Here is a 26,349-nt window from a genome sequence, read left to right as displayed (position 1 = left end):
AATCTAGAAAATATGAAAAAGATATTAAAACATACAATTGTCGGATTTTTATTATTGGGATTAATCACTTCTTGTACTGATAGTTTTGAAGACCTCAATAAAAATAAGATAGGGATAGATGAAGAGCAACTTTCTTATGATTTTAACCAGATAGGGGCTTATTTCCCGGGAATGCAGCAAATGATATATTGCAATTTTAATTGGGGATGGGGTACAGACTGGACTTTTCAGGTAATGCAAAATCTAAACGCAGATATATTTTCTGGCTATCTATGTCCGGCAACAGCTTTTGGAGGTGTTACAAGTGATAACAGAACATATTCCTATAAACCGGGATGGAGTGATCCTGCTTGGGATTATACCTATGCTTATATGATGCCGAGTACGCTTATAGTTAAAAAAGAATCGGAGAAAGATTATGACTTTTATGGACATTTTGATGCAATAAATAAGATTCTGAAAGTTACAGCATTGGCTCGTTTATCTGATATGTATGGACCGGTTATCTACTCTACTTATGGAGATTCGAAGACTGGAGGTACATATGATTCTGTTGAAGAATTGTATAAGAATTTCTTTAAAGATCTAGATACAGCTGTTCAAGTACTTAATGCATATGTAAATGCAGAAGAGACTCGTAATGCAAAACCTTTTGCTAAATTTGATATGGCATACGGAGGAGATTATGTTAAATGGATACAATATGCCAATACATTACATCTTCGTTTAGCTATGCGTATTGTTAAAGCTGATCCCAATTTAGCTAAAACAGAAGCCGAGAAAGCTGTAAAAGCTGCATATGGTTTGATAGAAGATAATAGTGGTAATTTTACTATCAGTGGAAAAGGATATTTTCATCCACTTACAGCAATTGCTAAATGGGGAGATACCTCTATAAGTGCTAATGTCGAATCAATTTTATTCGGATATCAAGACCCTCGTTTACAAGCCTATGCTTTACCGGTAAATGCAGGAGAACATATTGGTCAAATCAAAGGAATGCGTCAGGGAATTCATAATCTGGCCGAGAACAAGTATGTACCTGGTGGAGATCCATTGCTTTATAAGATTTCTCCTCCTATCCATATGAATGATAACTCTATGCCTGCAATATTACTGGTTGCCGCAGAAGCAGACTTTCTTCGCGCTGAGGGTGTCTTGAGAGGATGGAATATGGGTGGTGGTACAGCCAAGTCTTATTATGAATCAGGAATAACAAAATCTTTCAGTCAATGGAAAGTCTCTCTTAGCGATTACCTCAATAGTGATAAGCTTCCAGCGGCATTTACAGATCAATTACAACCTGCTACAGAAAGTAGCCTGGCAGTATCTAAAGTTTCTCCAAAATGGGATGATACGGCAAATAATGAGATTAAACTAGAAAAAATTATTACTCAAAAATGGATTGCAGGATTTCCTGAGGGATATAATGCATGGGCTGAATATCGCCGCACAGGCTATCCTAAATTATTTCCTATTACTAATAATACTAGTGGGGGAGCTGTTCCAACAGAAACAGGATTCCGTAGAGTTAAATTCTCTGAATCAGAAGTAAGTGGTAATGCTGAGGGAGTTGCTGATGCAATTAAAAAATTAGGAGGTCCAGATTTACCTATAACTCGTATTTGGTGGGATGTGAACAAAGCCAATTTCTAATCAATTTTAATGTTTTTGGAGGGATGAATGCAAGATGTATATTCTTGCATTCTCTTTCTCCATATTTATAATTTTCTGTATATTTTCATCTACTAAGAAAAACAGATCAATTACTCAAACCAAATGCCATGATTTACAAAAAAATATTATCTCTATTTATATTACTGTGTCTTCTTTTTTCTGCAAGCTCATGCCGTGAACAAGAAGAGAATATGCATCAAAAAATTAATCTAGCTACTAACTGGTATCTTCAATCGTCTGATAGTATAAAAGATAAAGGAGACTTTGTCTCTAGTTCTCAACAGTCGATAGAGAATTGGTATAAAGCAACAGTTCCATCTACGGTGATGGGCGTTCTTACTGCAAATGGAGTCTTTCCTGATATTTTTGTAGGAACGAATATTAAAGATATAGATAAAACCCAGTTTGATAAACCGTTCTGGTATCGTAATGAATTTGCATTGCCTGAGTTGAATAACAATCAGCATGTATCTCTTTGTTTCGATGGAATATCATATTATGCAAATATTTGGTTGAATGGTGAATTAATAGCCTCAAAAGATTCTATATATGGAACATACCGTCATTTCTCTTTTGATGTAACTTCGCATGTAAAATCAGATAATAATGTTTTAGCTGTAGAAGTTTTTAGAGCCCGCCCGGGAGATCCTAATACAGGATTTGCCGATTGGAACCCTCGTCCGGCTGACGAAAGTATGGGAATATATAGAGATGTATATTTGTCTATAACAGGCAATGTAAGATTGAATAATACATATGTGCAACCCGAAGTAAATACTGAAACTTTAGAGGAAGCGTGGCTTACAATAGAAACTGAAGTTGAAAATCTTACAGATCAGGAGATTTCAGGAGATTTGATTGGAGAAATAGAATCGAAAGAATTTTCTTATTCGGTTACTTTGGCTCCTTACGAAAAGAAAAAAGTAAAGATAACATCGGTTGAGGCGGCAATGTTACACATCAAAAATCCTCGACTTTGGTGGTGTAACAATATGGGTAGTCCTGAACTATACAACCTGAACTTAAAATTTAAAACAGATAATACTGTATCAGACAGAGAAGATATAACATTTGGTATACGTCAAATAGAATCTTATCTCACAAAAGAAGGATACAGAGGTTTTAAACTCAATGGAAAAAATGTTTTGCTAAAGTCTGCCGGGTGGACGGACGATATATTCCTGCGCGATACTCCTGAGAGCAATGAAATACAGGTGCAGTATGTCAAAGATATGAATATGAACATGATTCGCTTCGAAAGTTTTTGGGGTACAAGCTCTAATATATATGATTTGTGTGATAAGTACGGAATAATGGCTGTTGTAGGCTGGAGTTGCCAATGGGAGTGGGAGGCATATTTTGGAAAACCATGTGATGAAATGTATGGTTGCATACTCACTGATAAAGAAATCGACCTTATAGCAGAATCCTTCGCAACACAAGTACTATGGTTGCGCAATCATCCGAGTATTATATCTTGGATGCCGGGAAGTGATATGCTTCCGACACCAAAATTGGAAGAAAAATATCTAGCATTCTTAAAAGAATCAGATAACAGAATCTATGTAGGTGCTGCAAAAGAAAGAACTAGTGAACTGTCTGGAAAAACAGGAACTAAAATGGCCGGACCTTATGAGTATGTAGGACCAAACTATTGGTATATTGATACTCTTTATGGAGGTGCATTTGGCTACAATACCGAAACAGGAATAGGTGCACAACTTCCGGTTTTAGAATCGATTAAAAAATTTATACCTGAAGATAAATTGTGGCCGCTAAATGATACTTGGAATTTCCATTGTACGACCTCCATAGCTGCAATGAATTCATTGAAGGAGCTTACAACTGTCATAAATAATAAATACGGACAGGCTAAAAATCTGGAAGATTACCTAATGAAGGCTGATCTTGTCAATTACGATGGCACTCGAGCTATGTTTGAAGCATTTAGAGTAAATATAGGTAAAACCACAGGCATTGTTCAATGGATGCTAAACTCTGCATGGCCATCTTTGTATTGGCAAATGTACGATTATTACAAAGTGCCTACGGCTGCTTATTATTCTGTAAAGAAAGCGAATCAACCGTTACAGCTGATCTATAATTATGGGAATAATGATATATATGCCGTTAACGAACAGCTAAAAGATGTAAGCGGGTACAAAGCTGTCGTACAGGTGTTTGACGTAAACTCTACCATTAAGGAGAAAAAAGAAATACCATTAGATATCAAAACAAATACATCTGTTAGTATTTTACAACTAGCACCTCTAAAAGAGAATATATTTCTTGCTTTAGAAATATTGAATAAAGAAGGTGAGGTGGTCGCCGATAATTTCTATTGCCTATCTTCTAAGCCCGATGAATATATGTGGGATAAAACCGATTGGGTGCATACCCCAGCTAAAAGTTATGGAGATTTTAAAAATCTATCTACTTTAAAAACAGTTGAGTTAGGTGTTCAGACAAACAAAACGGAAGAGCAAGATAATATAATTTATACTGTAGAAATAAAAAATCCATCTGATAAAATAGCATTTATGGTAAATTTGAAATTAAAGGATAACAGAGGAGAGATAATAACTCCTGCTTTTTGGTCCGACAATTATATAAGTATATTACCCGGACAAAAGAAAATCCTGGAATGTAAGGTAAACAAAGGGGCTATTAGTAGCAATAATATAAAAATGGATATTAAAGGGTGGAACAGCCCGTTGTTGGAGGTTAATATTTAAGGCGCAATTGAGTGTAAATTGAAAGACCACTGATTCCTTGAAGAGAACCCTAAAAGCTACTAGGCTTTTAGGGTTTACTATATATATATCAGTTTCCGATATATTAGAAAAATTCATATTAGCCATATCTTTACAGCTGACTCTATTCGTTTTCTTGATGATATTGTGAATTTTTTGAAATTGGATTTTGTTAAATTTGATCCAATAATGGTAAAAATATCATTTCTTAGAATCCTTATATTTATAATCCGAAACGATACCCTATACCTGATTCGGTAACTAATAGTGTTGGTTTAGTGGGATTGTCTTCTATCTTTTTTCTCAATTGAGCAACAAACACACGCAGATATTGGGTTTGCTCTACATAACCATAACCCCATACTTCTTTGAGTATATACTGATGAGTGAGCACACATCCTTGGTTTTTAACAAATAAACTTAGCAATGAGAATTCTGTTGGTGTTAGGTCTAATAATTCATCATTTTTCTTCGCAATGTGGTTTGCTATATCCACAGAGAGATCTCCAATTTGAAATACAGGACTCTCGTTTGCTGTTTGTCCTTGTCTTAGTGATGCTCGTATGCGGGCAAGTAGCTCTCCTGTTCTAAAAGGTTTTGAGAGGTAATCATTTGCTCCTTTATCGAGAGCATGAACAATATCTTCTTCCGAATTGCGTACAGATAGAATAATTATCGGTTTATAGAACCACTCTCTCAGACTTTTCAATACATCTATTCCGTCCATATCAGGCAAACCCAAATCGAGAATAATAAGTGAGGGTTGGTGTGAAGCGACCATCAGAAGCCCCTCTTTACCCGTTGTGGCCTCTATCGTCTTGTATCCACTTGCCGAAAGGGTTATTTCCAACAGGCGGCGTATTTGAGTTTCGTCGTCTATAATCAGAATTGTATCTGTATTCATTCTGCTTATGCGTTTATGTAAGATATTTTTGTAGGTATTTTTATCGTGAAGCGTGCACCTCCATTCTGCCTGTTTTCTACACTTATTGTTCCTTTATGAGCTTCAACAAATCCCTTCGCAATAGATAGTCCTAGGCCTAAACCTCCTGTTGCTTTATGTTCCGTTTTGAAAAACTTATTGAAGACAAAAGGGAGTGTATCAGGAGGAAAACCTGGACCTCGATCCATTTCCTGGATAATCAGATATTCATTATCATAGAAAGATTTCAGGCGGATTGAAGTTCCCGGAGTGGAGTATTTACACGAGTTGTAAACTAAATTATGCAATACCTGTTCCATCAACCCGAAATCGAGTTTGACTAAAGGCATTGTTTGCGGCACAACAATATCTAAACGGTAAGCTTTCAGTTCGTCTCGTAGATTATCCGTTACTTTGTTAAACAAATCATTCATATCGCACCAATCGGTATGCAATGTTATCTTTCCTGTTTCGAGTCGCGATATATTCAATAGATTTTCTACTAGACGGTTCAGCCGCCCCGATGCTGTTAGTATTTCGCTATATAGCTCCTTGCGTACTTTTTCGGGATGTGAATCGGCTAGGAGAGTGTCGGATGCTCCCATAATTGTAGCAATCGGAATCCTTAACTCATGCGATATAGAGTTGAATAGTGTTTTGTACAACTTATCTGATTCGTCAAGCAGATTTGCTTTTTTTGCTTGTTGAGCAAAATCGTGATGCTCCAATGTATTCGAGATCTGAGTAAGGAATGTATCCCAAAATAGCTCAGTTTCTCCGTTAAATTTCTTTTTAGGCTTTATCGCAACAACCCCCGGTTTCGTTTTTATACTTTTCAGAGGATAGAAAGTATATTCGCTTAAAGAAAGCGTGTCGGTATGTTTTCCTGCCTTTTTCGAATGTTTGAAAACCCATTGAGCAATACTATATTCCGATTCAGTAAAGTCTCCAGGCTTCGCATTCTGTTGTTTCTTCTTTAATCTACCTTCTCCATCTTGAAGAAGAAAATATGCATCTACGCCAAAATAGTTATTTATATCTTCTTTAGAAACCTCTAAGATCTTTTTTGTATTTTCTGCATTTGCAAGTTGCTTAGTCAGATGAAATAAAGCGTTTGTTTTCTCGGCTCTCTTGCGTGTCAGTCGTTCCTGTTTCCGTACTTTTGCTGTTAGTGTTCCCGTTACTAATGCTACGGCAAAGAACATACAGAATGCCAGTAAATCCTCAGGTTGAGTTATCTTTAATGTATATTGAGGTGTTATAAAAAAGAAATCCCATGCTACAGCGCTTACTGCCGATGCCATCATGATAGGACCCAAGCGGAAAAACATGGATAGGATGAGGATTACAAATAGTAGGATAAAAGATATAGACTGATAGCCTGTCTCCCTAACAATAGGCAAGCAAAGCAAAACAGTAGCCAATACGGCTAGAAAAGCTATAATGTAATGTTTGTATGACGATGAGAAATCCGGATAAGAAACTAACTTCCTTTTGTATTGCTTTGCTTCAAATCCGGGTTCTATAACATAAATATCTATTTCTCCACTTTCTTTCAGTAACCGATTTACAAAGTTGTCACGCGAAAACAGTGATGAAAAGAAACTTTGTTTGCCCGATTTCCCAATAATAATATGCGTAATGTTTTCTTTATGTGCAATGTCTAGTGTTGTGGAAACAAGGTCACTTCCTGAAGTTATAATTACCTCTGCGCCAAATTCTCGGGCAAGATCAATGTTTTTAGACAATTGTTCTTGTTGCTCTTCATTCAGCACCTGCGTGTTTTCCACATGCAGAGCGACAAGGTCGGCACCCATCGTATATGATAAATTTTTTGCCCATCGTATCAGTTTGGCTGAGGATTTACTTGGTCCTACAAGAACCAGCAGATGTAACCCCGACTTCCACGGACCAGCTATTTGCTTCTGCTGCATGTACGATTTCAACTGCTTGTCTACCCTGTCGGCAACAAGGCGAAGCGACATCTCACGCAATGCGGTTATATTCCCTTTCCTGAAAAAGTTTTTTGCGGCTTCTCTCGATTCCGGTAATCCGTATATCTTACCTTCTGCCAAGCGGTCGAGAAGAACATTTGGAGTAATGTCTATCAGCTCCACATCATCCGCCATTTCAAACAGCTCGTCCGGAATAGTCTCTTTAACGGTTACCCCTGTTATCTGAGCTACGGTATCGTTTCTACTCTCCAGGTGTTGAATATTGACAGTGGTATATACATTTATACCATTGTCGAGTAACTCCTGTATGTCCTGATAACGTTTTGCATGTCGGCTTCCTTCGGCATTGGTATGCGCAAGCTCATCTACCAAAACAAGATAAGGATGCCTCAAAATAATGGCATCCAAATCCATCTCTTCAAGAGATGTTCCTTTATATTCTATTTTTTTACGAGGGATAATTTCGAGGCCTTCTAATAAGGCGCTTGTTTCGGGTCGGTTGTGAGACTCTATATATCCTACCACCACATCAACTCCTTTAGACAAGTCTATATGTGCCGTTTGTAGCATCGAATAGGTTTTGCCTACACCGGGAGACATTCCGAAAAATATCTTCAACTTCCCACGTTTCTTGATTTCCTCTTCCTGATTTATCGAAGTTAAAAGCTTATCAGGATCAGGACGATTTTCTTCCATTTTCATTTCAACTTATCCAGTTCCAAATTTAGCATAAAAACATTTACTCTCTTACATCCGAATATACCAAATTGAGGTGACTCTATCAGTTTATCTACTAACATACTTAGTTTTTGCTTTTGTCCTTCCGAAAATCCTCTGGCTTCAGATATCCGTTGTATTTGTATTTTTGCTGCCTCGGGCGAGATATGCGGATCTAATCCACTAGCCGAAGCGAATAACAAATCTGCTGGGACGATGGTTGCATTAGATAATTTATTCTTTGTGATGATGCCTGTTTTTCGTATTTGCACAAGCTCGTATAGCTTCTTACTTGTCAGGCTGAGGTTCGAGCCTCCCGATGCCAGCGTGTTATAATCCGTTGCCGATGGTCGGGGATTGAAATAGATAGCTGTATCTGTCTTTTGACCAATCAGTTCACTCCCTCGTAATATGCCATTGGCCTCAACTAATGAGCCATTGGCCTTTGATGGAAAAGCCAATTGAGCAATTCCGGTTATGAACAAAGGATAGATAACGCCTAAAAGCATAGTCATTATTCCCAATATTTTTAATGATATAATTAATTGACTTTTCATATTTGTTCAGAATATTTGTAATAACATATCTATTAGTTTGATTCCAATAAAAGGTGTTGCAATACCCCCAAGTCCATAAATACAAAGATTACGGAGTAGAGATTTGGAAGGTGATTCAGCTCTGTATTTTACTCCTTTCAGGGCAAGAGGTATCAGAAATATAATGATAAGGGCATTGAATATAATCGCACCTAAAATTGCATTCTCCGGAGATGATAGACCCATAATATTTAATACCGACAATGCTCCTTTACCTGATATTCCCGCATACAATGTAACAGCTATTGCAGGAATGATTGCAAAATATTTAGCTACATCATTGGCTATACTGAATGTAGTTAATGCACCGCGGGTCATAAGCAATTGTTTGCCAACCTCTACTACTTCTATCAGCTTGGTAGGGTTGCTATCCAGATCGACCATATTTCCTGCTTCCCGTGCAGCTTGTGTGCCGCTACTCATAGCTATGCCAACATCCGATTGGGCAAGAGCAGGAGCATCGTTTGTGCCGTCACCGATCATTCCCACCAGATGGCCGCTCGATTGCTCTTCTCTTATTTTTCGAAGTTTGTCTTCCGGTTTTGCTTCGGCCAGAAAATCATCTACCCCGGCTTCTGCTGCAATAGCGGCAGCAGTTAACGGATTGTCTCCGGTAATCATCACTGTTTTTATACCCATCTTTCTCAATTGGGTAAAACGTTCCTTGATACCACCTTTCACAATGTCCTTCAGGTGTATAATACCTAACACCTTGTTATCTCTTGCGACTATTAGAGGAGTGGCTCCTTGTTGTGACAACTCATCTGACTTCTGTTTTATATCTTCAGGAAAGAATCCGTTATTGTTAAGGACGAAAGAACGTATCGCATCCACAGAGCCTTTTCTTATTTTTTGTATCTTGCCATTAACAGTTATATCTACACCACTCATTCGGGTTTGTGCGGTGAAAGGGATAAATTCGGCTTCTATACCCGCAAGGTCACGCCCTCGAATATTAAACTTTTCTTTAGCCAAAACTACAATCGAACGACCTTCCGGTGTTTCATCGCTCAGTGAAGAGAGTTGCGCTACATTCGCTATTTCATTTGTGCTTACACCTTCCGCGGGAATAAAATCGGTTGCCATACGATTTCCCAAAGTTATTGTTCCTGTTTTATCCAATAGTAAAACATCCACATCACCTGCTGCTTCTATTGCACGTCCGCTGGTGGCTATTACATTATGCTTCATAAGTCTATCCATGCCACTTATACCAATAGCACTCAGCAATCCTCCGATAGTGGTAGGGATAAGGCAGACCAAAAGGGCAATTAGTACAGGCAAACTCAAATTGTTGGACTGCAGTAGCCCTGATGCATGCAGACTATAGCCGAAAAAAGAAGGTAGTGTAGCCACAGCAAGAAGAAAAACAATGGAAAGTCCCGAAAGTAAAATAGTCAAGGCGATCTCGTTTGGTGTTTTCTGACGTTTCGCTCCTTCCACTAATGCGATCATCCTGTCGATAAATGTATTTCCGGCATCGGAGGTTATTCTAATAATAATCTTGTCGCTTAATACCCTTGTTCCTCCTGTCACCGCATTTCGGTCGCCTCCGCTTTCTCTGATTACAGGAGCTGATTCTCCTGTTATTGCTGATTCATCTACGGTTGCTATTCCTTCTATCACCTCGCCATCGGATGGAATTATATCCCCAGTTTCGCAGATTACAACATCATCTTTTTTCAAATTTTCGGCAGCTGCAATTTCTTCTTTTCCATCTTTCAGAATGCGGGCTTTAGTTCGGGAACGATTGGCTTTCAGGCTCTCTGCCTGAGCTTTGCCTCTCCCTTCGGCAATAGCTTCCGAGAAATTGGCGAATAAAACAGTTATCCATAACCATATTGCTATTTGTAAGTTGAACGTAGAGAATACTCCGTCTATCGTTCCTTTCAAAACAATTATGGTTGTAAGCAAAGCGCCGATTGCAACAATAAAAATAACTGGATTTTTGATTAATAGACTTGGATTTAATTTGATAAAGGACATTTTGATAGCCTCTATCAATATCTTTTTATCTAAGAAATTTTTATTTTGACTTTTCATTATTTTGGTGTTTTAAAATAGAACTCCGTTTTGCATTAGTATGTGGTCTACAATTGGTCCTAACGACAAAGCAGGGAAAAATGTCAGACCTCCAACTATGATGATAATTGATATGAGTAATCCTACAAACAAGAGATTATCAGTTCGGAACGTACCTAGAGACACCGGTATGATTTTCTTTTGAGCAAGGCTTCCTGATATCGCAAGCACAGGAATAATAATACCGAACCGCCCGATAAGCATCCCCAAAGCTATCAGAAGATTATAGAAAACGGTAGATGCATTGAGCCCGGCAAAGGCACTGCCATTATTGCCTGCGGCAGAAGTAAAGGCATACAGTATTTCTGATAATCCGTGTGAGCCTTCATTGTTCAGGCTCGACAACCCTTGTGGAATAGTGCATGCAATCGCTGAAAATAATAGAATAACAATAGAAGGGCTAAGTATAGCTATAAGAGCCATTTTCACTTCAAAGGCTTCTATCTTTTTACCCAAATACTCAGGAGTACGGCCAACCATAAGGCCTGCGATAAATACAGTGAGTATAATAAATATCACAATACCATATAAGCCTGCACCTGCTCCGCCATAAATGACTTCGCCCAACATCATATTTATCATGGCTACCATTCCCGAAAGAGGAGTGAGGCTGTCATGCATGGCGTTGACCGATCCATTAGATGCAGCAGTTGTGACCGTTGACCACAGCACACTGTTTGTTATTCCAAAGCGGGTTTCTTTCCCTTCCATATAAGCCATATTGTGCCATGCCTCCGATTGGTGGAATTCAGAATACAAAGAGACAAAAAGACCCGCTCCAAATAAAATAAACATAGTTGTAAATATCGCCCAACCTTGTTTTTGTGATTTTACCATTTTTCCATAAGTGTATGTTAAAGCCGCAGGGATGAGTAAAATGGATAAAAGTTGCAGAAAGTTGGAAAAAGGCGTCGGGTTTTCAAACGGATGGGCACTATTAGTCCCAAAGAAACCACCACCATTAGTCCCCAACTGTTTGATCGCAATCTGAGATGCTGCGGGACCTTGTGGTATAACTTGTGTATTTCCTTGCAGGGTTGTGACATGGGCGTAACTATCAAAATTCTGGATTACTCCTTGTCCAGCCAATAAGACAGCAAGTACTATGGATAAAGGAAGTAAGATATAGAGTGTAGAACGGGTGATGTCTACCCAGAAATTGCCAAGTACATCAGTTGTCTTCCCTTTTATTCCACGTATTAGAGCTGTCAAAACAGCAATCCCTGTTGCTGCGCTTAAGAAGTTTTGCACTGTAAGTCCTATCATTTGGCTGAAATAGCTCAGTCCTGTTTCTCCTGAATATGACTGCCAGTTGGTATTGGTTATAAAGCTCACCGAAGTGTTAAATGCTGTGTGCCAATTCATATTCCCTATCTGCTGAGGATTTAATGGTAGCCATTTTTGTGTTACTAATACTAAGAACAAGAAGATAAATCCTATCAAGTTAAATAGTAACAATGCCATGGTGTATTTCTTCCAATTCATCGATAGGTTTGTATCTACTCCGCATATTTTGTATATTAACTTCTCCGGTTTGCTAAATATCGGAGTTAATATATTCTTCTCTCCATTTAATACTTTGGCCATAAATGAACCCAATATAGGTGTCAACGCTATAAGTAAAAATAGAAAAAGGAAGATTTGTATGTAATCATTGATTTCCATATCAATTATCATTAAAATTTTTCGGGTTTTATTAATACATAAATAAGATATCCTAGAATGAGGATAGCTATAATTGCTCCGATGATATAAGTTATTTCCATATTTTATATTCTTTTTAATTACGATACAAAGCTATGGTGAAAGTTGTAAGGATTTTGTAAAGAAAATAGATGCGGTATAAAGATTTTATAAAGATTTTGCGGAGCCTTGTGAAGTTCTTATAAGGTAGTTGGGTAGGGTAGAGTAGGGGTGTCTCCGAATTAAGTTTCGGATTTAAAATAAAACAAGACAATAGTCGAAAATATTATTTTCTCGTATTGCCTTGCTTGTTAAATTATTGAAGAGCCTGCTTATCGATAATATTGCTCTTGTTCAAAAAGATCATTGATATCCTTTATTCTGTTTCAGCTTTCCATTCGATTTGGTAACTTGAACTGCCGGATAAGGAAATACCATCATATAGTCTTGATAGGGATTCTTTATCTTATAATCTTGATAATCTGCGATTTCAAATGTCGACTCAGGGTTAGCACGATCAGCATATTTACGTACACGAGGATGAGAATTCAACTCTTTGTTAGCTAAAGCTTTGATAGTAGCATTAGAAGAACGATTCCAGCGTTTCAAATCGAATAGGTGGTCTGTGAATTCAAAGGCCAACTCACAACGACGCTCATGATACAAATCAGCCATTGTAGGTGTATGATCAAGAAGTGCTAGATTTGATCTTTGACGTACCGCATCAATATCTTTTTTGGCTTTATCCGCCTGATTGGTCATCAGATAAGCCTCAGCACGGAATAGAAGCATTTCGGCAAAGCGGATAAGTGGAAAATTGATACGGGCAGTAGGCCAGTCTCCACTTGTATTCACATAACCGGCTTCCGATGCATTTGCATATTTGAACGGGTCCATGTATTTATTGATCATAAATCCGGCTTCTATATCTGATGTTGAGTAGAATTTACGAGTTGTACCCCAAAACTGGAACTCTTGGTTGTATTCAAGAATAGAACGTTTTAGACGATCGTTGCCTACTCCATCTTTCAACATTTCTTCGTAAATATCGTATGATGGTTTGTTTTGTCCCCAACCATTAAAGATACCCCATCCTTTGTTTTCGAGAACAACTCCGGGAAACTCACTGCCACCACCGTTTGCTCCACCATCCGAAGGGATAGACCAGATATATTCACTATTCCAGAATTTAGAGAAATCGGAAGAAAATACTTCGGCGAATGTAGGTGCTAATGCACGTCCGTAGTTTGTTTCCAACGAATTTACCATATCTATTACATTCTTCCATTGGGTTTCGTCCCATGTTGCCCAATAGGCATAAACCTTAGCTTTGTAAGCAACGGCAGCAGCCTGATGTGCACGACCTTTATCTTCGTCGGCGTATGCTTCAAACTTTGGAAGATAGGTTATTGCTTTGTCCATATCCTCAATAATATACTTGTAGTTATCTACAACAGATGCTTGTTGCGGAGGAATAGAGTTATCATAATCGCTTGGAAAATCTTCGTAGCGAACAAACGGTGCTCCCTGTTCGTTGGTTCCATATCTGTATGCCATAACGAAGTGAGACATTCCACGCATAAAGTATGCTTCACCCAGACTTCGTGTTTCAATGCTGCTAAGGGTTGTACTCTTTTGCTTTTTCAATAGCTCCTGAATTACCCAGTTGGAATAAGCAATATTTTCATAAAATAGAGTGAAATTATTGTTCAAAGGACTTTCGTCTCCCGTATAAGCAAAAGTAGCCAATGTAGGAAAACCACGTGTACGTCCCCAAACGATGTCGCATGCAGCGCCTTGTTCCCAAAATAGGTCACGACCATATGATGTTTCTCTGTGAAGAGGTTTATATAAAGCTGTTATTGCATCTATAGCCTGCTGGTCGTTCTTAAAGTAAGAAGTGGTAGTAGGATTCCCTTCCGACTGAACATCCAAAAAATCGGAGCAGGAACTAAAAGCCAGAACAAATAAGACTAATGCAATTATAATTTTTTTACTATCCATATACGTTGATTATTAATGCAGATCCTGTAATTAGAATGATCTGCCGGTTTATTTAATTAGTATTGAATATTACTTTTTAATATGTAAGTTTTACTCCTAAAGATAGAACTCTGGATACCGGGTATTTAATTGCATCCCATCCTCCTGTTTCAGGGTCCATTCCTGAGTAGTTGGTGAATGTATATAAATTCTCTCCACTCACATAAACAGACATATTGCTGTTGCGTTGGGCAAGGTGAGATGATTTGCGAAGTATGTTGCTCAAGTCATAAGAAATAGTCAAGTTCTTGAAGCGCACATACGAAGCATCTTCCAAATACCAATCTGATGCAGTTGCGAAATTATTGTTAGGGTCCGATTTTGATAGACGTGGTATATTTGATGATGTATTTGTCGGACTCCATGCATTCAATATTTCGTTTGAGCGGTTAAAGTTGCCTTCAACATCACTCAAAGTCATGTATTTGCCTACGTATAACGATTGTGCACCACCTACACCCTGAAACATAGCACTCAATGATACTTTCTTGTAAGTGAAGCCTAGAGTTAAAGCAAATGTTGTTTTAGGTATTGCACTTCCACAATATTGGCGGTCGGCTGTGTTGATGGTACCATCATTATTATAGTCTACAAACTTCAGGTCTCCGGCTACAGCATTTGGCTGAATACGTTTTCCGTCCTTATCTACATACGCTGCGGCTTCTGCATCGCTTTGGAAAATTCCGTCTGTCTTGATCAAAAAGTAAGAGTTCAACGGTTGTCCTTGCGCAGTTTGATATAAATAAGGAAGATTTCGGAATGTTGTATTATCTGTCCATACGCCCGGTGTTCCGTCTGCATTTTTTACACCTATGTCAGATACCCAGTTTCTCAAAGTAGAAAAATTACCCGACACGAAGTAAGACATATCTTTGTTGATACGGTCAGACCAGTTGGCCTGTACTTCAAATCCTCTATTACGCACTTCTCCCTCATTGATTTTCATCGCTTGTAACCCCATTGTTGTCGGCCAATCCATTGATTGAGTTTGAATCAGGTTGAAAGTTCTTTTATCAAAATAATCGAGTGATAGAGCCAGGCGATCCCTAAACATACTGACATCTAAACCAAAGTCGGTTTGTTCAGAGGTTTCCCATGTAAGATCAGGATTAATAGCCAAATTTTTGTATACGCTTGTCCCCCATTTACCTCCTGTAGTTACTCCGTATTGTCCTGAATTATTATCTGAGTTTTCCTCTTTTGTGAGGATTAATGATTTGTAATTCATATTTACTGATGATATATTGCCTACACGTCCCCATGATGCACGTACTTTAAGTAGACTCAGGAGATCGGTTTTCTTAAAGAATTTTTCGCTCGAAATTTTCCAAGCCAGCGTCGTTGCAGGAAAATCACCATAATTGTTTTCTTTTGGCAAACGTCCGGCATAGTCGCGGCGCCAAGATCCAGTTACAAAGTATCTGTCGTCGTAAGAATAAGCTAACCGTGATATCAGCGAGACATTCGCATCGGGGCCATTTAGATAATCTTTCGCTGTTGTAGATCCTGCAAAAGCCAGATATTGTAAAAAGTCTGATTCATCGGCAAATCCGGTTCCTGATACACTAAATCCACGTTGGTCGTAGTGATCAGCAGTAGTAGACAAGAGTCCACTTATCGAATGTTTGCCAAATATTCCGTCATAAGTCAGCGTGTTTTCTGTTTTCCACTGATCTGAGCGATAAGTAGATTCGTTCAAAGTGTTTGACATATCGGGTTTACCTACTTCATCACGGATAGGTGTAAAATTCTTATAATAATTGCTTGCTAAATTATATGAAAAACGACTGGTAAACTTTAGTCCATCTATTATGTTCGCAATTTCAAGAGTTGTATTTGTCCATGTATTGCTTGTTTTGTTGTAATTGTTATCAGCAAGAAGTAAGCGAACCGGGTTAATAGCATCTCCGTGAATATCAGCAAAGTTGGAACCATATTTTGCAATATAAGCAGGGTCTTCAGTCGTAACTCCTCCGTAAGATCCGTCTAGAGGATTGTAAACTGTAGCACTACGAGGCATATAAAGTGCAGAAAGGATAGCTCCCGAATAAGCACTTCCCGTATTAATTCCTCGACTTTGTGTATTCTTCCAAACAAAATCTTCAGAAATCGTTACCCACTTATTTAGCTTCATACTTGCATTGTAGCGGAGGTTTATTGATTTGTTGAAAGTATTAATCAATGTTCCCTGATCGTTATCATAAGAAAATGATATACGGTTTTTAAAGCTTTCCGTTCCTACATTCAATGCTACATTATGGCGTTGATATGGGGCTGTTCTAAAAATTTCATCCATCCAATCAGTTCGTGTGGTTCCTACATATGGGTTCCGGCTAGTATCCCAACCAATAGGTAATGTAAGGCCTGCATTACTGTAAGAGGTCTTACGCATTTCGATTTGCTGTTCTGCAGTTAAAGATTGAAGGAGATTAGTAGCCTGACGTGTACCGAATATTCCCTCATACGAAAGTGATGGTTCACCCTTCTTTGCTTTTTTTGTAGTAACCAAAACTACTCCACCTGCTCCCGATTGAGCTCCGTAAATAGCAGCTGATGCGGCATCCTTAAGCACTACAATAGATTCAATGTCATTCATCGAAGCAATAGGCATTCCCGGAACGCCATCGACCACCCAAAGTACGTTGTCCCCATTTTGAGAACCTTGTCCACGAATTACGATATTGGGAGTAGAGGTTGGGTCTCCACCATTCGAGCTAATGGTTACGCCGGCCAACTGTCCTTGAAGCATATTCTCGGTAGAGCTTACGGGACGAACGGTTAATTCATCTGCATTGCTTATAACACCTACCGCAGCAGACAAATCCTGTTTGCGGGCATTGCTTCCATAACCTAGTACTACAACCTGATCTAGCGATTGGGCATTTTCAGTAAGGGTTACGTCAATAATTCCTGCATCGGCAACACGCTCCACTGTTTCATATCCAATGAATGAATAGCGTATAATAGACTGTTTGTTAGGAACGTCTAATGTATACTTCCCATCCAAGTCTGTAATTGTACCTATGGTTGTCCCTTTTACAGACACACTAACACCCACTAAGGGCGATCCTTCTGAGGATACAGTTCCTTTTACTTGCGTACTTTGTGCCCATACGCTCTGCGAGGAAATGGACATAAAAGTAAGAAACATGAAAATTTTAAATAAATACTTCTTTAACATAAATTTTGCTTTATATTTAAATTATCTCAAATTGCAGAGGCAAAAATAGATGTTAAGCCAAAAGAGACAGACAATATTATATTAAGTATTTATTAATTATTTCTTACAGAATATAAAGGTAAATTTCGTTATTATCTACCCCTTTAAAGGCGATTTGATCTATCTGCCTGTTTAGGTTAACGTGCTGGAAATATTAAAATGAATATTATATGAGCTGGTCTTCAATTTTTCTGAATCTTATTTATTGAAATTTGCTACAAAGGAATAAAAAAGTTGTATCTTTTTTATAAAAAAACATAATATTTTTACTTGCGGATTGTTAATTTTATAATTAACTTATTTCCTCTCTTCAATTACGTCTTAAATGTATTAATAGAAAAACTCCGAAGCCGTTCTTATAAACAACCTCGGAGTTTTCTTATTTTGGTATATCTAATATTACAATCTTTGTTTCTTTAAAATAAAGACTCAAAGTTTTTTATATCAAAGTATAAAAGATAGTTAACCTAATTTAGCTAAGTATGTAGCCATCTCCTCTTGTATTTTTTTTGCTTCGGCTGTCGCTGCAAAAGCAAAGTCAACAGAACTGTCTGCATAAATTATCGCGCGGGAAGAATTCACGAGTAATCCACATTGCGAATTCATCCCATACTTTACAACATCGGCAAGGCTTCCTCCTTGTGCACCTACACCCGGAACAAGTAAGAAATGAGTCGGCGCATATTTGCGAATATCAGCAAACATTTCGCCCTGTGTAGCTCCCACTACATACATCAATTGTTCGTCTGTAGCCCATTTCTGAGATTTTTTGAGTACTTTTTCGAAAAGACGCTCGCCGTTCTTATCTTCTGTCAATTGGAAATCATAAGAACCCTTATTAGAAGTAAGGGCTAAAAGAATAACCCATTTGTTGGCATATTTAATAAAAGGCTTCACACTATCTTCTCCCATATAAGGTGCGACAGTGATTGCACTTGCTTTCAGGTCTTCGAATGCAGACATGGCGTACATCTCCGATGTATTACCGATGTCTCCTCGCTTAGCATCTAGTATAATAAATTGATCGGGGTATCTCAGACGAATATATTCTATCGTTTTGTGTAAAGCCACTATGCCCTTTACTCCCTGGCTTTCGTAAAATGCAGTATTAGGTTTGTAGGCAACACAATATTTTGCAGTAGCATCTATTATTGCAGTATTGAATGCATAGATAGGATCTTCTTCATCTAATAAAAAAGAAGGTATTTTGTTTATATCTGTATCTAACCCAACACAGAGGAAAGATTTTTTTCTTTTAATATTCTCAAATAATTCTTGCTTTGTCATATTTGTATCTTCAAAATTAGAGTCGCTTTTGTCTTATTTCTAATCTTTTTTATTTTTTACATTTCGCTTTCTTTAAGCCTTTCGGTATTTTCCGCAATTATCAATTGATCTATAATTGGCTGGATTTCTCCATCCATTACTGCCGACAAGTTATACATGGTTAGATTGATTCTGTGATCAGTCATTCTTCCTTGCGGATAATTGTATGTTCTAATCTTAGCCGAGCGGTCGCCTGTCGATACCATTGTCTTACGTTTCGAAGCTATTGCATCCATATATTTGGATAGCTCTATGTCATAAAGTTTTGTTCTCAACATTTGCATCGCAAGCTCTCTATTGGCTAATTGAGATCTTGATTGCTGGCATACAACAACTAGACCTGATGGTTTATGCGTTAGTTGTACTTTGGTTTCCACCTTATTTACATTCTGTCCTCCTGCTCCACTCGAGCGAGCTGTCTGCATTTCAATATCAGCCGGGTTTATATCCACGTCAACCTCCTCGGCTTCGGGCAATACAGCAACAGTCGCAGCAGAGGTATGTACACGCCCTTGAGTTTCGGTAGCGGGAACACGTTGAACGCGATGCACTCCCGATTCGTATTTTAGAATGCCATATACTCCTTCTCCAGTTACAGTAAATATAATTTCTTTGAATCCCCCGGAAGTGCCTTCAGTGACGCTTGTAATCTCTGTTTTCCAACCTTTTATTTCACAATATTTCTGATACATGCGATAAAGGTCTCCTGCAAAAATAGCGGCTTCGTCACCTCCTGTTCCTCCACGAATCTCCATTATTGCATTTTTGCTATCTTGAGGATCGGCCGGAACTAGAAGGAACTTTATTTCTTCTTCCAACTTAGGCATACGTTCATTGGCGGCATCCATTTCCTCTTTTGCTATTTCTCTTAATTCAGAGTCATCTTCGTTCTCAAGGATACCTTTTGCTTCTTCTATGGTGGCTAGTAGTTGTTTGTATTCTCTACGTGCTATATCTATTTTTTCTAAATCGCGATATTCTTTATTCAGTTTGACGTATCTCTTCATATCAGCAATTACGGCAGGGTCTGTAATAAGTTTCCCTATCTCTTCAAAGCGGATATTGAGTGCATCAAGTCTTTCTAATAATGACGAGTGGGCCATATCTTAATCTATCTTATATTTAATTTGGGGCAAAGGTACTGAAAAAGGTGTCTAGATTATTACTAAGAGATGGAAAATTTGATTAAGAAATAGCAATAGAGTATCTCTGAATGGAGGCTTCGTTATTCAATTTTTTAAGGTTTGTATAGTTATAAGTATATAAAAAAACAAAGAGACCGAATTCGGTCTCTTTAAAGTTTGACGCATCACTGCATTAAAAGCGTGTTTGTATGATGAGCGCGTAATTATAAGGAGCGCGCTCGGTCTCCTTTTTATTGATACTTTCAACTTATATGATCAATCTTCAGACCATCCAGTATAACGATAACCTTGAGCTGTATATGTTTTTCCAGGGAAACGAGAATTCGTAAAAGTGAAATATATCGAATCGGAAACAGTACCTGAGGGAGCAGTGGCTCCTTTCAAAATAATCTTTCCATCTGTCAATGTAAATGTATTTGTTGAAGAAGCAACATTTCCTGCCAGATTTTCGATATTACTTCCTGAAAAACTGAGAGCTGATAAGTCACAATTGATTTTACCATTAATAGAGTAAGCATTTGCTCCACTTAGTGAATAACTACCAATACGTATCCAACATTGAGTTTTTGATTCATCAGAAGTATTAGAAATTTCACAGTAGTTTTTATATACCTGCTTTCCGGCTTCATCTTTCACAATCACTCTATACTTGCCTCCCAGCGGATGGATAGAAGAATATTCTATTTCATAGTCTCCGTATGTTTCGCAAGATGCAAATCCTAGGAGTAATAATAACAGGACTGAAATATATCTTATTTGTTTCATATTATTTTCTTTTAAAAAACTGAGTATTTAATTAAACTTAGCTCTACTATAATTAATTTCCTTGAGCTACTTGCCACCATAATGGTTCTTGAGTTGGTTTTGTGGCAGGTGCATTCACATTGTAGAGAGCCGATACGTTAGGAACCGGAAGCCGACGAGGTATTTCTCTCGCTTGTAGTACTGTTGTTCCCGGACGAACTAAAGATCCTAGTTCGTAACCTTCCTCAAGTCCGGGAGCTGTATTGCTTAAACGTACCTTTTCAGCGTCACTAATTGCCGGAATTCCTGTACGGTTACGATCCATCCAAGCATCCCAAGCGTTGGCTTTTGCTGCAGCTACCCATTTTTGGGTTAAGATAGATTTTAGCATTGTGCTTAAAGAGGAACTTTTGAATTCATATGGACCTCCGGCTTTAATAAAGTCGGTAGCATCAAATCCCCAGCGTCCAAAAGCTTGCTTCACACCTTCATCGTATGCTGTTTTTGCTTCAGCTGTTTTTCCTGCTCTTGCTTGAGCCTCTGCTATCATAAAATAAGCTTCAGCTGAATTCATTAAATATGTAGTATCCGAATATGCTTGTTTATATCTTGATGAATTAACAAGCGGTACAGCTTCTGAAGCTCCAACAGTCGTTGAAGGCTTAGTTCCGCAAGGTAAACCTTCATACAATTGTCTATAAGTAGTAAGAACTTGTCCTTCTTTAATAGCTTCTTTAGCAGCAGTAGTTATTTCGTAGATTTGTTCTATACGTGGATCATTGGCTGCAAGTAAGAATTCAAGGAAAGTATGACATGCCCGTATATTCTCCTTAGTATTTAATTGGCGAATATTATACTCAAATAAAGGATTTCCTTTATTGGTTGCATCATCAAATACAGTGAAAGCAAAATTGCCGGTAAATAATCCTCCTTGGCTTATTAAGGCTGCTATTTGAGTCTTATTCGATTCATAGTCACGTAAATATATTTTTAATTTTAAGCTTTTTGCTAAAGCGACCCAAGAGTCAATATTACCTCCAAAAAAGTAATCTTGTTTTTCTATTAGAGGATTCATCCCTCCTGATGCACTGGGCGCTTTTGCTATAGCCTCATCTAACATCGCTATAATACCCGGATATACAACGGTTTTGCTGTCATCATACTTTGGCGCCGGATATTTTTTTATATCCAATGCTTCAGTAAAAGGTATATCTCCGTATAAATCTGTCAGCACGTGATAGTTGTATGCAGTTAAAACTTTACCGATAATCCAATAGTTCCAAGCTTGTTTTTCTTCTGCCAAAGAGATCATAATTTTGAGATCCTGTAATGTATTGGCATAAGCATTGGTCCAGAAAGCATTATATGATTCTTGATTTAGACTGTAATTCACAGTAGTATTGTACTGGTTGGTAGAGTTTCCCTGAGTTACATATTGGCACCATAAACTCCCTATCAATTGCCCATTTAATCCCAATTGAGCAATAGTACTTGCTTCTGCCGATGGGAGAAGGCTCTCCAAGCTGGCATTTGGTGGATAGTTGGCATTGGTGTTCACATCCAAATAGTTATCGCAAGACGTAAATGTTCCGCTTGTTAACAGTAGCAATAAAGCTATATATATTAAATTCTTCTTTTTCATTTTTCTTCTTTATTAGATTATTAAAACTCTACTTTGATAGCTCCACCAAAACTGCGATAAGAAGTACCACTAGATATTTCACCAAATTCAGAAGTCAAGTCGTTGCCCATATTGGCTACTTCAGGATCTACATAATTATTCTTCTTTGGTGTAAATAAGAAGAGGTTACGTCCAATAAAGCTTAATGTAACTTTACTCAATGGCGTAGACTTTAATGCTTTCTTTGGAAGATCGTAAGAAAGCGTTACCTCTCTGATTTTAAAGAAATCTTTTGGTATTACCATCTCATTACGTACTAGAGGATTGTACGAATAGTTACCTAGTGTATAATTCATCTGATTAGCCATAACAGGGATATTATTTTCCACATATTGTCCGCCTACTATTTTCACAGAGTTTGGATAAATAAATGAGTTACGCTCATTATACACAGTCTGTGTTGAGTTTCCGTTAAAGTGAGTGATGTATGATGTATTCGAGGCCATCCATCCCCCTTTATGCCAGTCACCAACAACTGTAAGTCTAAAATCCTTAAATTTAATAGAAGTGTTCAATCCTAAAATAAAATCAGGCTGTGATGATCCTATTACTTCTTTTTCTGTAGTAGATTGAGTAGGGAATCCATTTGTGTTTACAATCATATAACCATAGTAAGGGCTAGTTTTGTCAGTTACACGGTCTACTGATGGAACTTGGAATGTTCCAATTTTTTCTCCTACTTTCATTCTATATTCAATACCACGCCAGCTGTAGATATTGTATTCTTGCAATCCATCCCAAAGTTCAATCACTTTTCCTGTGTTTTTGGTAAATGTTGCATTTACATCCCATTGCCAGTCTTTTGATCTTATAGGTGTGAATCCTGCGGCTAGTTCTATACCTTTATTCTCCAATTCTCCAACATTACGAGTTTCGGATGTATACCCGGTTTCAGGAGCTAGCGTTGCATTTATTATCTGATCCTTTGAGCGTTTGTTATAATAAGCAAAGTCCAGACGAACACGATTGTCGAAGAAATTTCCTTGAACGCCAAATTCGTATTCAGTTGTAATCTCCGGCTTTAATGATTGACTCGGTAATCTATTATATTCAGTTAAGCCCAATACTCCATGAATAGGAAGGTACGTGTAATAGCTATTGTATGGTTCGAACCATGATGAGGTACGATATACTCCAGCGTCATTACCTGTTTGTCCCAAAGCTGCTCTTAATTTCAAAAAGTCAATTTTGCTATCTTTTAATGACGAAAATAATTCCGTAAGAATAAATGAAACATTACCCCCTCCATAAAAATAGGTGTTTTCATTTTTAGGTAGAGTTGATGAATTATCAGCACGGGCTGAAAGGTTTAGATATGCAAAACTTTTGTATCCTAGTTCAGCCTGAGCAAATAAACCGATAAGTCTTCTTTTTTCAGAATATTGCTGAGAGACAGCAGCAGAGCCTGAGTTTTCCAGACTATACCAATCAGAAACACCTAATCCGTTTACATATCCTCCTGTGTATGCATATGTCCGTTGATTTAAGTTCCAGCCGGCTGTGCCGCTAAGAGTAAAGTCTGATACTTTATAATCTGCAGACAAGAATGCTGTTGCATCAAGCTGATCTCTATTATATCTATTATTCGAATAATAACCGTTTTGAGCAGTAGCACCTCCTAAATCGCTATACGATCCGGGTATAAATGAATTTTTAGCATTTATATTTTCTCTGCTATAATTAAGAAAATCGCCACCCAAACGTGCTGTAGCTTTTAGGCCACCCAACAACTGATAAGAGGCTTCAACTTTACCGTATGTATGGTTGTCTTGATATAGGAAATAATTATTATCAACCATCCAATAAGGATTTGTTGCATAAAAAGTGTAATAATTATCAAGATTATAACGTTCGTCATTGTAGTTTTTCATTGAAGCGATATCAATGTCGACAGGGTTTTGTAAAAGTTCGATCTCCATTTGTTCAGTACGACGGATATCTTTACGCGCATAGTTAACAGATACATCTATAGCTAGTTTGTCCCATTTCGCATTACCACGCAAAGAGAATGTGTTGCGAGAATATGTGTCGGCATTATTTGGTAAAGTTCCATTGCTGGTTACATTTCCATAAGAAACATAAAGACCAAGGTTCTCTGTGCCATAGCGAAGAGATACAACATTATTCAATTCGTGACCTGTCTTGTAAAAATTGCGGATATTGTTTTTTACATACGAAAAAGGTTTGGTCATTGGTTCTGCTAACTGATCTGAACCCCACTCATGAATACTACCATCAAGGCGTGGTCCCCATGAACCGTTTTCGGCTCTATCCCAAGCACCCCAACCTTGTCCATAAAGATCCTGAGTTTGCATTACACGAAGAACATTTGAAGCCGTAAATGCACCATCGTATGTTACTGTTAGTTTTTCGCTTTTGGCTCTCTTTGTTGTGATCATGATAACTCCATTCCCTGCACGAGATCCATATAGGGCAGTAGCAGAGGCTCCTTTCAAAACTGTTACGGATTCTACGTCTTCAGCGTTTATGTCATTGGCGCTATTACCAAAGTCTACATAATCTGTTCCTGAACGTTCATTTGTGATCGGCACACCGTCTACAATGTATAAAGGATTGTTGCTGTTAAATGAAGAAATACCACGAATTAATACTTTTTGAGATGTACCTGCCGGTCCTGAAGCGGAAATGTTTACTCCGGCTATTTTACCATTCAATCCGCCCATGACAGAGCCGGATTTTGCAGCTGATATTTCATCCGATTTCACTTGAGTCGCAGCATACCCCAATATTTTCTGATCGCGCTGAATCCCCATTGCTGTTACAACGACTTCATCCAAAAGTTTGTCGTCATTTTCCATCACTACCCGCATATTTTGAGTAGCTTTAGTTTCAAGACTTTTCATCCCAACCAGATTGAATACCAGCGTGTTTTTACCATCCGGAACATTTATTGAAAATGTTCCATCCAGATCGGTTACTGTTCCGACTGTAGTTCCTTTCACAACAACAGAAGCACTTATTACAGGCTCACCATTCGTATCTATAACGGTTCCTGTAATCTTTGTTGTTTGTGCGGCAATATACCCTATGCTTAACAGTAAGCAGGATAAAATCAATAACAACTTTTTCTTCATACTTGTACACATAAATTTGTTAATATTAACACAATACACCTATTGAGTAGTACCGACCGGAGTTTCCTTTTTCACTGTTTTTTCCGTTCGTATACTTATTGGTACTAGTTCTGCGAGCTATTGGAGTCGCTTATAAACTTAAAGAATACAATGTTGAAGCGGAGTCATGCTAATTGAAGGGTGAAGAACCCTTTTGTGATTCCTTTGATTTAGATTGTCTTCTTGTGTGATATTTATATAGTTTTTGTATATAAATATTTTTGGCATGATAAAGCTAATTGAAAGCATTACAGTTGTATATCTGTAATCTGAAGCTATGTTAGCTTTGATTTCCTTTATCTTTATTTTCATTATAGAACACTACTTTTATTTAGAGGTAAGTTTTAAGAGTAAACTTATTTCTAGGAGCAAATGTAAATTAATTTTTTGTAAAAACGATAAAAAATGATTTTTTTTTAAATATTTTGTTTCATAATGATTGTTTATTTAGATTTATTTGTTCGAAATGATATGTTTTTGAGGTGTGTGTATCCTGATTATATCTCTAAAATACAAATTATTACATATTTTAAAACTTAATAAATAAATTTATGTAAAAGTATACCTCTTGATCAAATGAGTAAATACCTATTAAATGGTATTTTTGTACCATGTATTAGGTATAGATAGGATGGATATAGAAATAAGATTTTAAAAAGGTTGATAAAGTT

15 protein-coding genes are annotated in these 26,349 nt (G+C 37.7%); 2 read left to right on the top strand and 13 right to left on the bottom strand.

The features are described from left to right. The first annotated feature begins 12 nt into the window (after positions 1–12). Positions 13–1,656: a RagB/SusD family nutrient uptake outer membrane protein gene (locus HMPREF9456_RS13690; RefSeq protein ID WP_006844139.1), complete on the top strand. Its 1,644-nt coding sequence runs from the start codon at positions 13–15 to the stop codon at positions 1,654–1,656. A 212-nt stretch (positions 1,657–1,868) separates the two neighbouring features. After that, complete coding sequence (locus tag HMPREF9456_RS13685) at positions 1,869–4,412, top strand: glycosyl hydrolase 2 galactose-binding domain-containing protein (protein WP_245531030.1); 2,544 nt, start codon at positions 1,869–1,871, stop codon at positions 4,410–4,412. Positions 4,413–4,653: 241 nt separating this feature from the next. On the opposite strand, the gene HMPREF9456_RS13680 is transcribed toward HMPREF9456_RS13685, so the two are convergent. From HMPREF9456_RS13680 to HMPREF9456_RS13620, 13 genes are all read right to left on the bottom strand, one after another. Next, on the bottom strand, positions 4,654–5,334 hold the full coding sequence (locus tag HMPREF9456_RS13680; protein ID WP_006844136.1) for a response regulator: 681 nt from the start codon (positions 5,332–5,334) through the stop codon (positions 4,654–4,656). Positions 5,335–5,339: 5 nt separating this feature from the next. Next, positions 5,340–8,009, bottom strand: coding sequence for a sensor histidine kinase (locus tag HMPREF9456_RS13675; protein WP_018074933.1), 2,670 nt, complete (start codon positions 8,007–8,009; stop codon positions 5,340–5,342). Beyond that, positions 8,006–8,581, bottom strand: a complete 576-nt coding sequence (gene kdpC, locus HMPREF9456_RS13670; protein WP_026177080.1) for a potassium-transporting ATPase subunit KdpC — start codon at positions 8,579–8,581, stop codon at positions 8,006–8,008. Before kdpC ends, HMPREF9456_RS13675 begins: the two co-directional genes overlap by 4 nt. Positions 8,582–8,587: 6 nt before the next feature. Further along, the gene (gene kdpB, locus HMPREF9456_RS13665) at positions 8,588–10,663 is read right to left on the bottom strand and encodes a potassium-transporting ATPase subunit KdpB (RefSeq protein WP_006844133.1); all 2,076 of its coding nucleotides are present in this window, start codon (positions 10,661–10,663) and stop codon (positions 8,588–8,590) included. Between the two features lie 12 nt (positions 10,664–10,675). Further along, positions 10,676–12,367 (bottom strand): potassium-transporting ATPase subunit KdpA, encoded by a 1,692-nt coding sequence (gene kdpA, locus HMPREF9456_RS13660; RefSeq protein ID WP_026177081.1) that lies wholly within the window; start codon positions 12,365–12,367, stop codon positions 10,676–10,678. A gap of 11 nt (positions 12,368–12,378) precedes the next feature. Continuing rightward, positions 12,379–12,468, bottom strand: coding sequence for a K(+)-transporting ATPase subunit F (gene kdpF, locus HMPREF9456_RS13655; RefSeq protein ID WP_006844131.1), 90 nt, complete (start codon positions 12,466–12,468; stop codon positions 12,379–12,381). A 280-nt stretch (positions 12,469–12,748) separates the two neighbouring features. Beyond that, complete coding sequence (locus tag HMPREF9456_RS13650) at positions 12,749–14,389, bottom strand: RagB/SusD family nutrient uptake outer membrane protein (RefSeq protein ID WP_006844130.1); 1,641 nt, start codon at positions 14,387–14,389, stop codon at positions 12,749–12,751. 76 nt (positions 14,390–14,465) lie between these two features. Then, positions 14,466–17,609 carry a SusC/RagA family TonB-linked outer membrane protein gene (locus HMPREF9456_RS13645; protein WP_035329743.1) on the bottom strand — a complete coding sequence of 1,048 codons (3,144 nt, stop codon included), beginning with the start codon at positions 17,607–17,609 and terminating at the stop codon, positions 14,466–14,468. A gap of 501 nt (positions 17,610–18,110) precedes the next feature. Continuing rightward, positions 18,111–18,935, bottom strand: a complete 825-nt coding sequence (pyrF, locus tag HMPREF9456_RS13640; RefSeq protein WP_006844128.1) for an orotidine-5'-phosphate decarboxylase — start codon at positions 18,933–18,935, stop codon at positions 18,111–18,113. Positions 18,936–18,991: 56 nt separating this feature from the next. Then, on the bottom strand, positions 18,992–20,077 hold the full coding sequence (prfA, locus tag HMPREF9456_RS13635) for a peptide chain release factor 1 (RefSeq protein ID WP_006844127.1): 1,086 nt from the start codon (positions 20,075–20,077) through the stop codon (positions 18,992–18,994). Positions 20,078–20,374: 297 nt separating this feature from the next. Further along, a complete protein-coding gene (locus HMPREF9456_RS13630) occupies positions 20,375–20,884 on the bottom strand; it encodes a lipid-binding protein (RefSeq protein WP_006844126.1) in 510 nt (169 codons plus the stop codon). A 52-nt stretch (positions 20,885–20,936) separates the two neighbouring features. Then, a complete protein-coding gene (locus HMPREF9456_RS13625; RefSeq protein WP_006844125.1) occupies positions 20,937–22,505 on the bottom strand; it encodes a SusD/RagB family nutrient-binding outer membrane lipoprotein in 1,569 nt (522 codons plus the stop codon). Between the two features lie 20 nt (positions 22,506–22,525). Continuing rightward, positions 22,526–25,639 carry a SusC/RagA family TonB-linked outer membrane protein gene (locus tag HMPREF9456_RS13620; RefSeq protein WP_018074935.1) on the bottom strand — a complete coding sequence of 1,038 codons (3,114 nt, stop codon included), beginning with the start codon at positions 25,637–25,639 and terminating at the stop codon, positions 22,526–22,528. Positions 25,640–26,349: the final 710 nt, after the last annotated feature.

Origin of the sequence: Dysgonomonas mossii DSM 22836 (genome assembly GCF_000213575.1) — a bacterium.
Taxonomy (GTDB): domain Bacteria; phylum Bacteroidota; class Bacteroidia; order Bacteroidales; family Dysgonomonadaceae; genus Dysgonomonas; species Dysgonomonas mossii.
This window is presented reverse-complemented; position numbering and strand designations above follow the sequence as displayed.

Coding starts and splice junctions, on each gene's coding strand:
- kdpF (WP_006844131.1), bottom strand. CDS start 12,468: ATGGAAATAACTTATATCATCGGAGCAATTATAGCTATCCTCATTCTA.
- HMPREF9456_RS13675 (WP_018074933.1), bottom strand. CDS start 8,009: ATGAAAATGGAAGAAAATCGTCCTGATCCTGATAAGCTTTTAACTTCG.
- HMPREF9456_RS13685 (WP_245531030.1), top strand. CDS start 1,869: ATGCATCAAAAAATTAATCTAGCTACTAACTGGTATCTTCAATCGTCT.
- HMPREF9456_RS13650 (WP_006844130.1), bottom strand. CDS start 14,389: ATGGATAGTAAAAAAATTATAATTGCATTAGTCTTATTTGTTCTGGCT.
- kdpB (WP_006844133.1), bottom strand. CDS start 10,663: ATGAAAAGTCAAAATAAAAATTTCTTAGATAAAAAGATATTGATAGAG.
- HMPREF9456_RS13645 (WP_035329743.1), bottom strand. CDS start 17,609: ATGTTAAAGAAGTATTTATTTAAAATTTTCATGTTTCTTACTTTTATG.
- HMPREF9456_RS13625 (WP_006844125.1), bottom strand. CDS start 22,505: ATGAAAAAGAAGAATTTAATATATATAGCTTTATTGCTACTGTTAACA.
- prfA (WP_006844127.1), bottom strand. CDS start 20,077: ATGGCCCACTCGTCATTATTAGAAAGACTTGATGCACTCAATATCCGC.
- pyrF (WP_006844128.1), bottom strand. CDS start 18,935: ATGACAAAGCAAGAATTATTTGAGAATATTAAAAGAAAAAAATCTTTC.
- HMPREF9456_RS13680 (WP_006844136.1), bottom strand. CDS start 5,334: ATGAATACAGATACAATTCTGATTATAGACGACGAAACTCAAATACGC.
- HMPREF9456_RS13690 (WP_006844139.1), top strand. CDS start 13: ATGAAAAAGATATTAAAACATACAATTGTCGGATTTTTATTATTGGGA.
- kdpC (WP_026177080.1), bottom strand. CDS start 8,581: ATGAAAAGTCAATTAATTATATCATTAAAAATATTGGGAATAATGACT.
- HMPREF9456_RS13620 (WP_018074935.1), bottom strand. CDS start 25,639: ATGAAGAAAAAGTTGTTATTGATTTTATCCTGCTTACTGTTAAGCATA.
- HMPREF9456_RS13630 (WP_006844126.1), bottom strand. CDS start 20,884: ATGAAACAAATAAGATATATTTCAGTCCTGTTATTATTACTCCTAGGA.
- kdpA (WP_026177081.1), bottom strand. CDS start 12,367: ATGGAAATCAATGATTACATACAAATCTTCCTTTTTCTATTTTTACTT.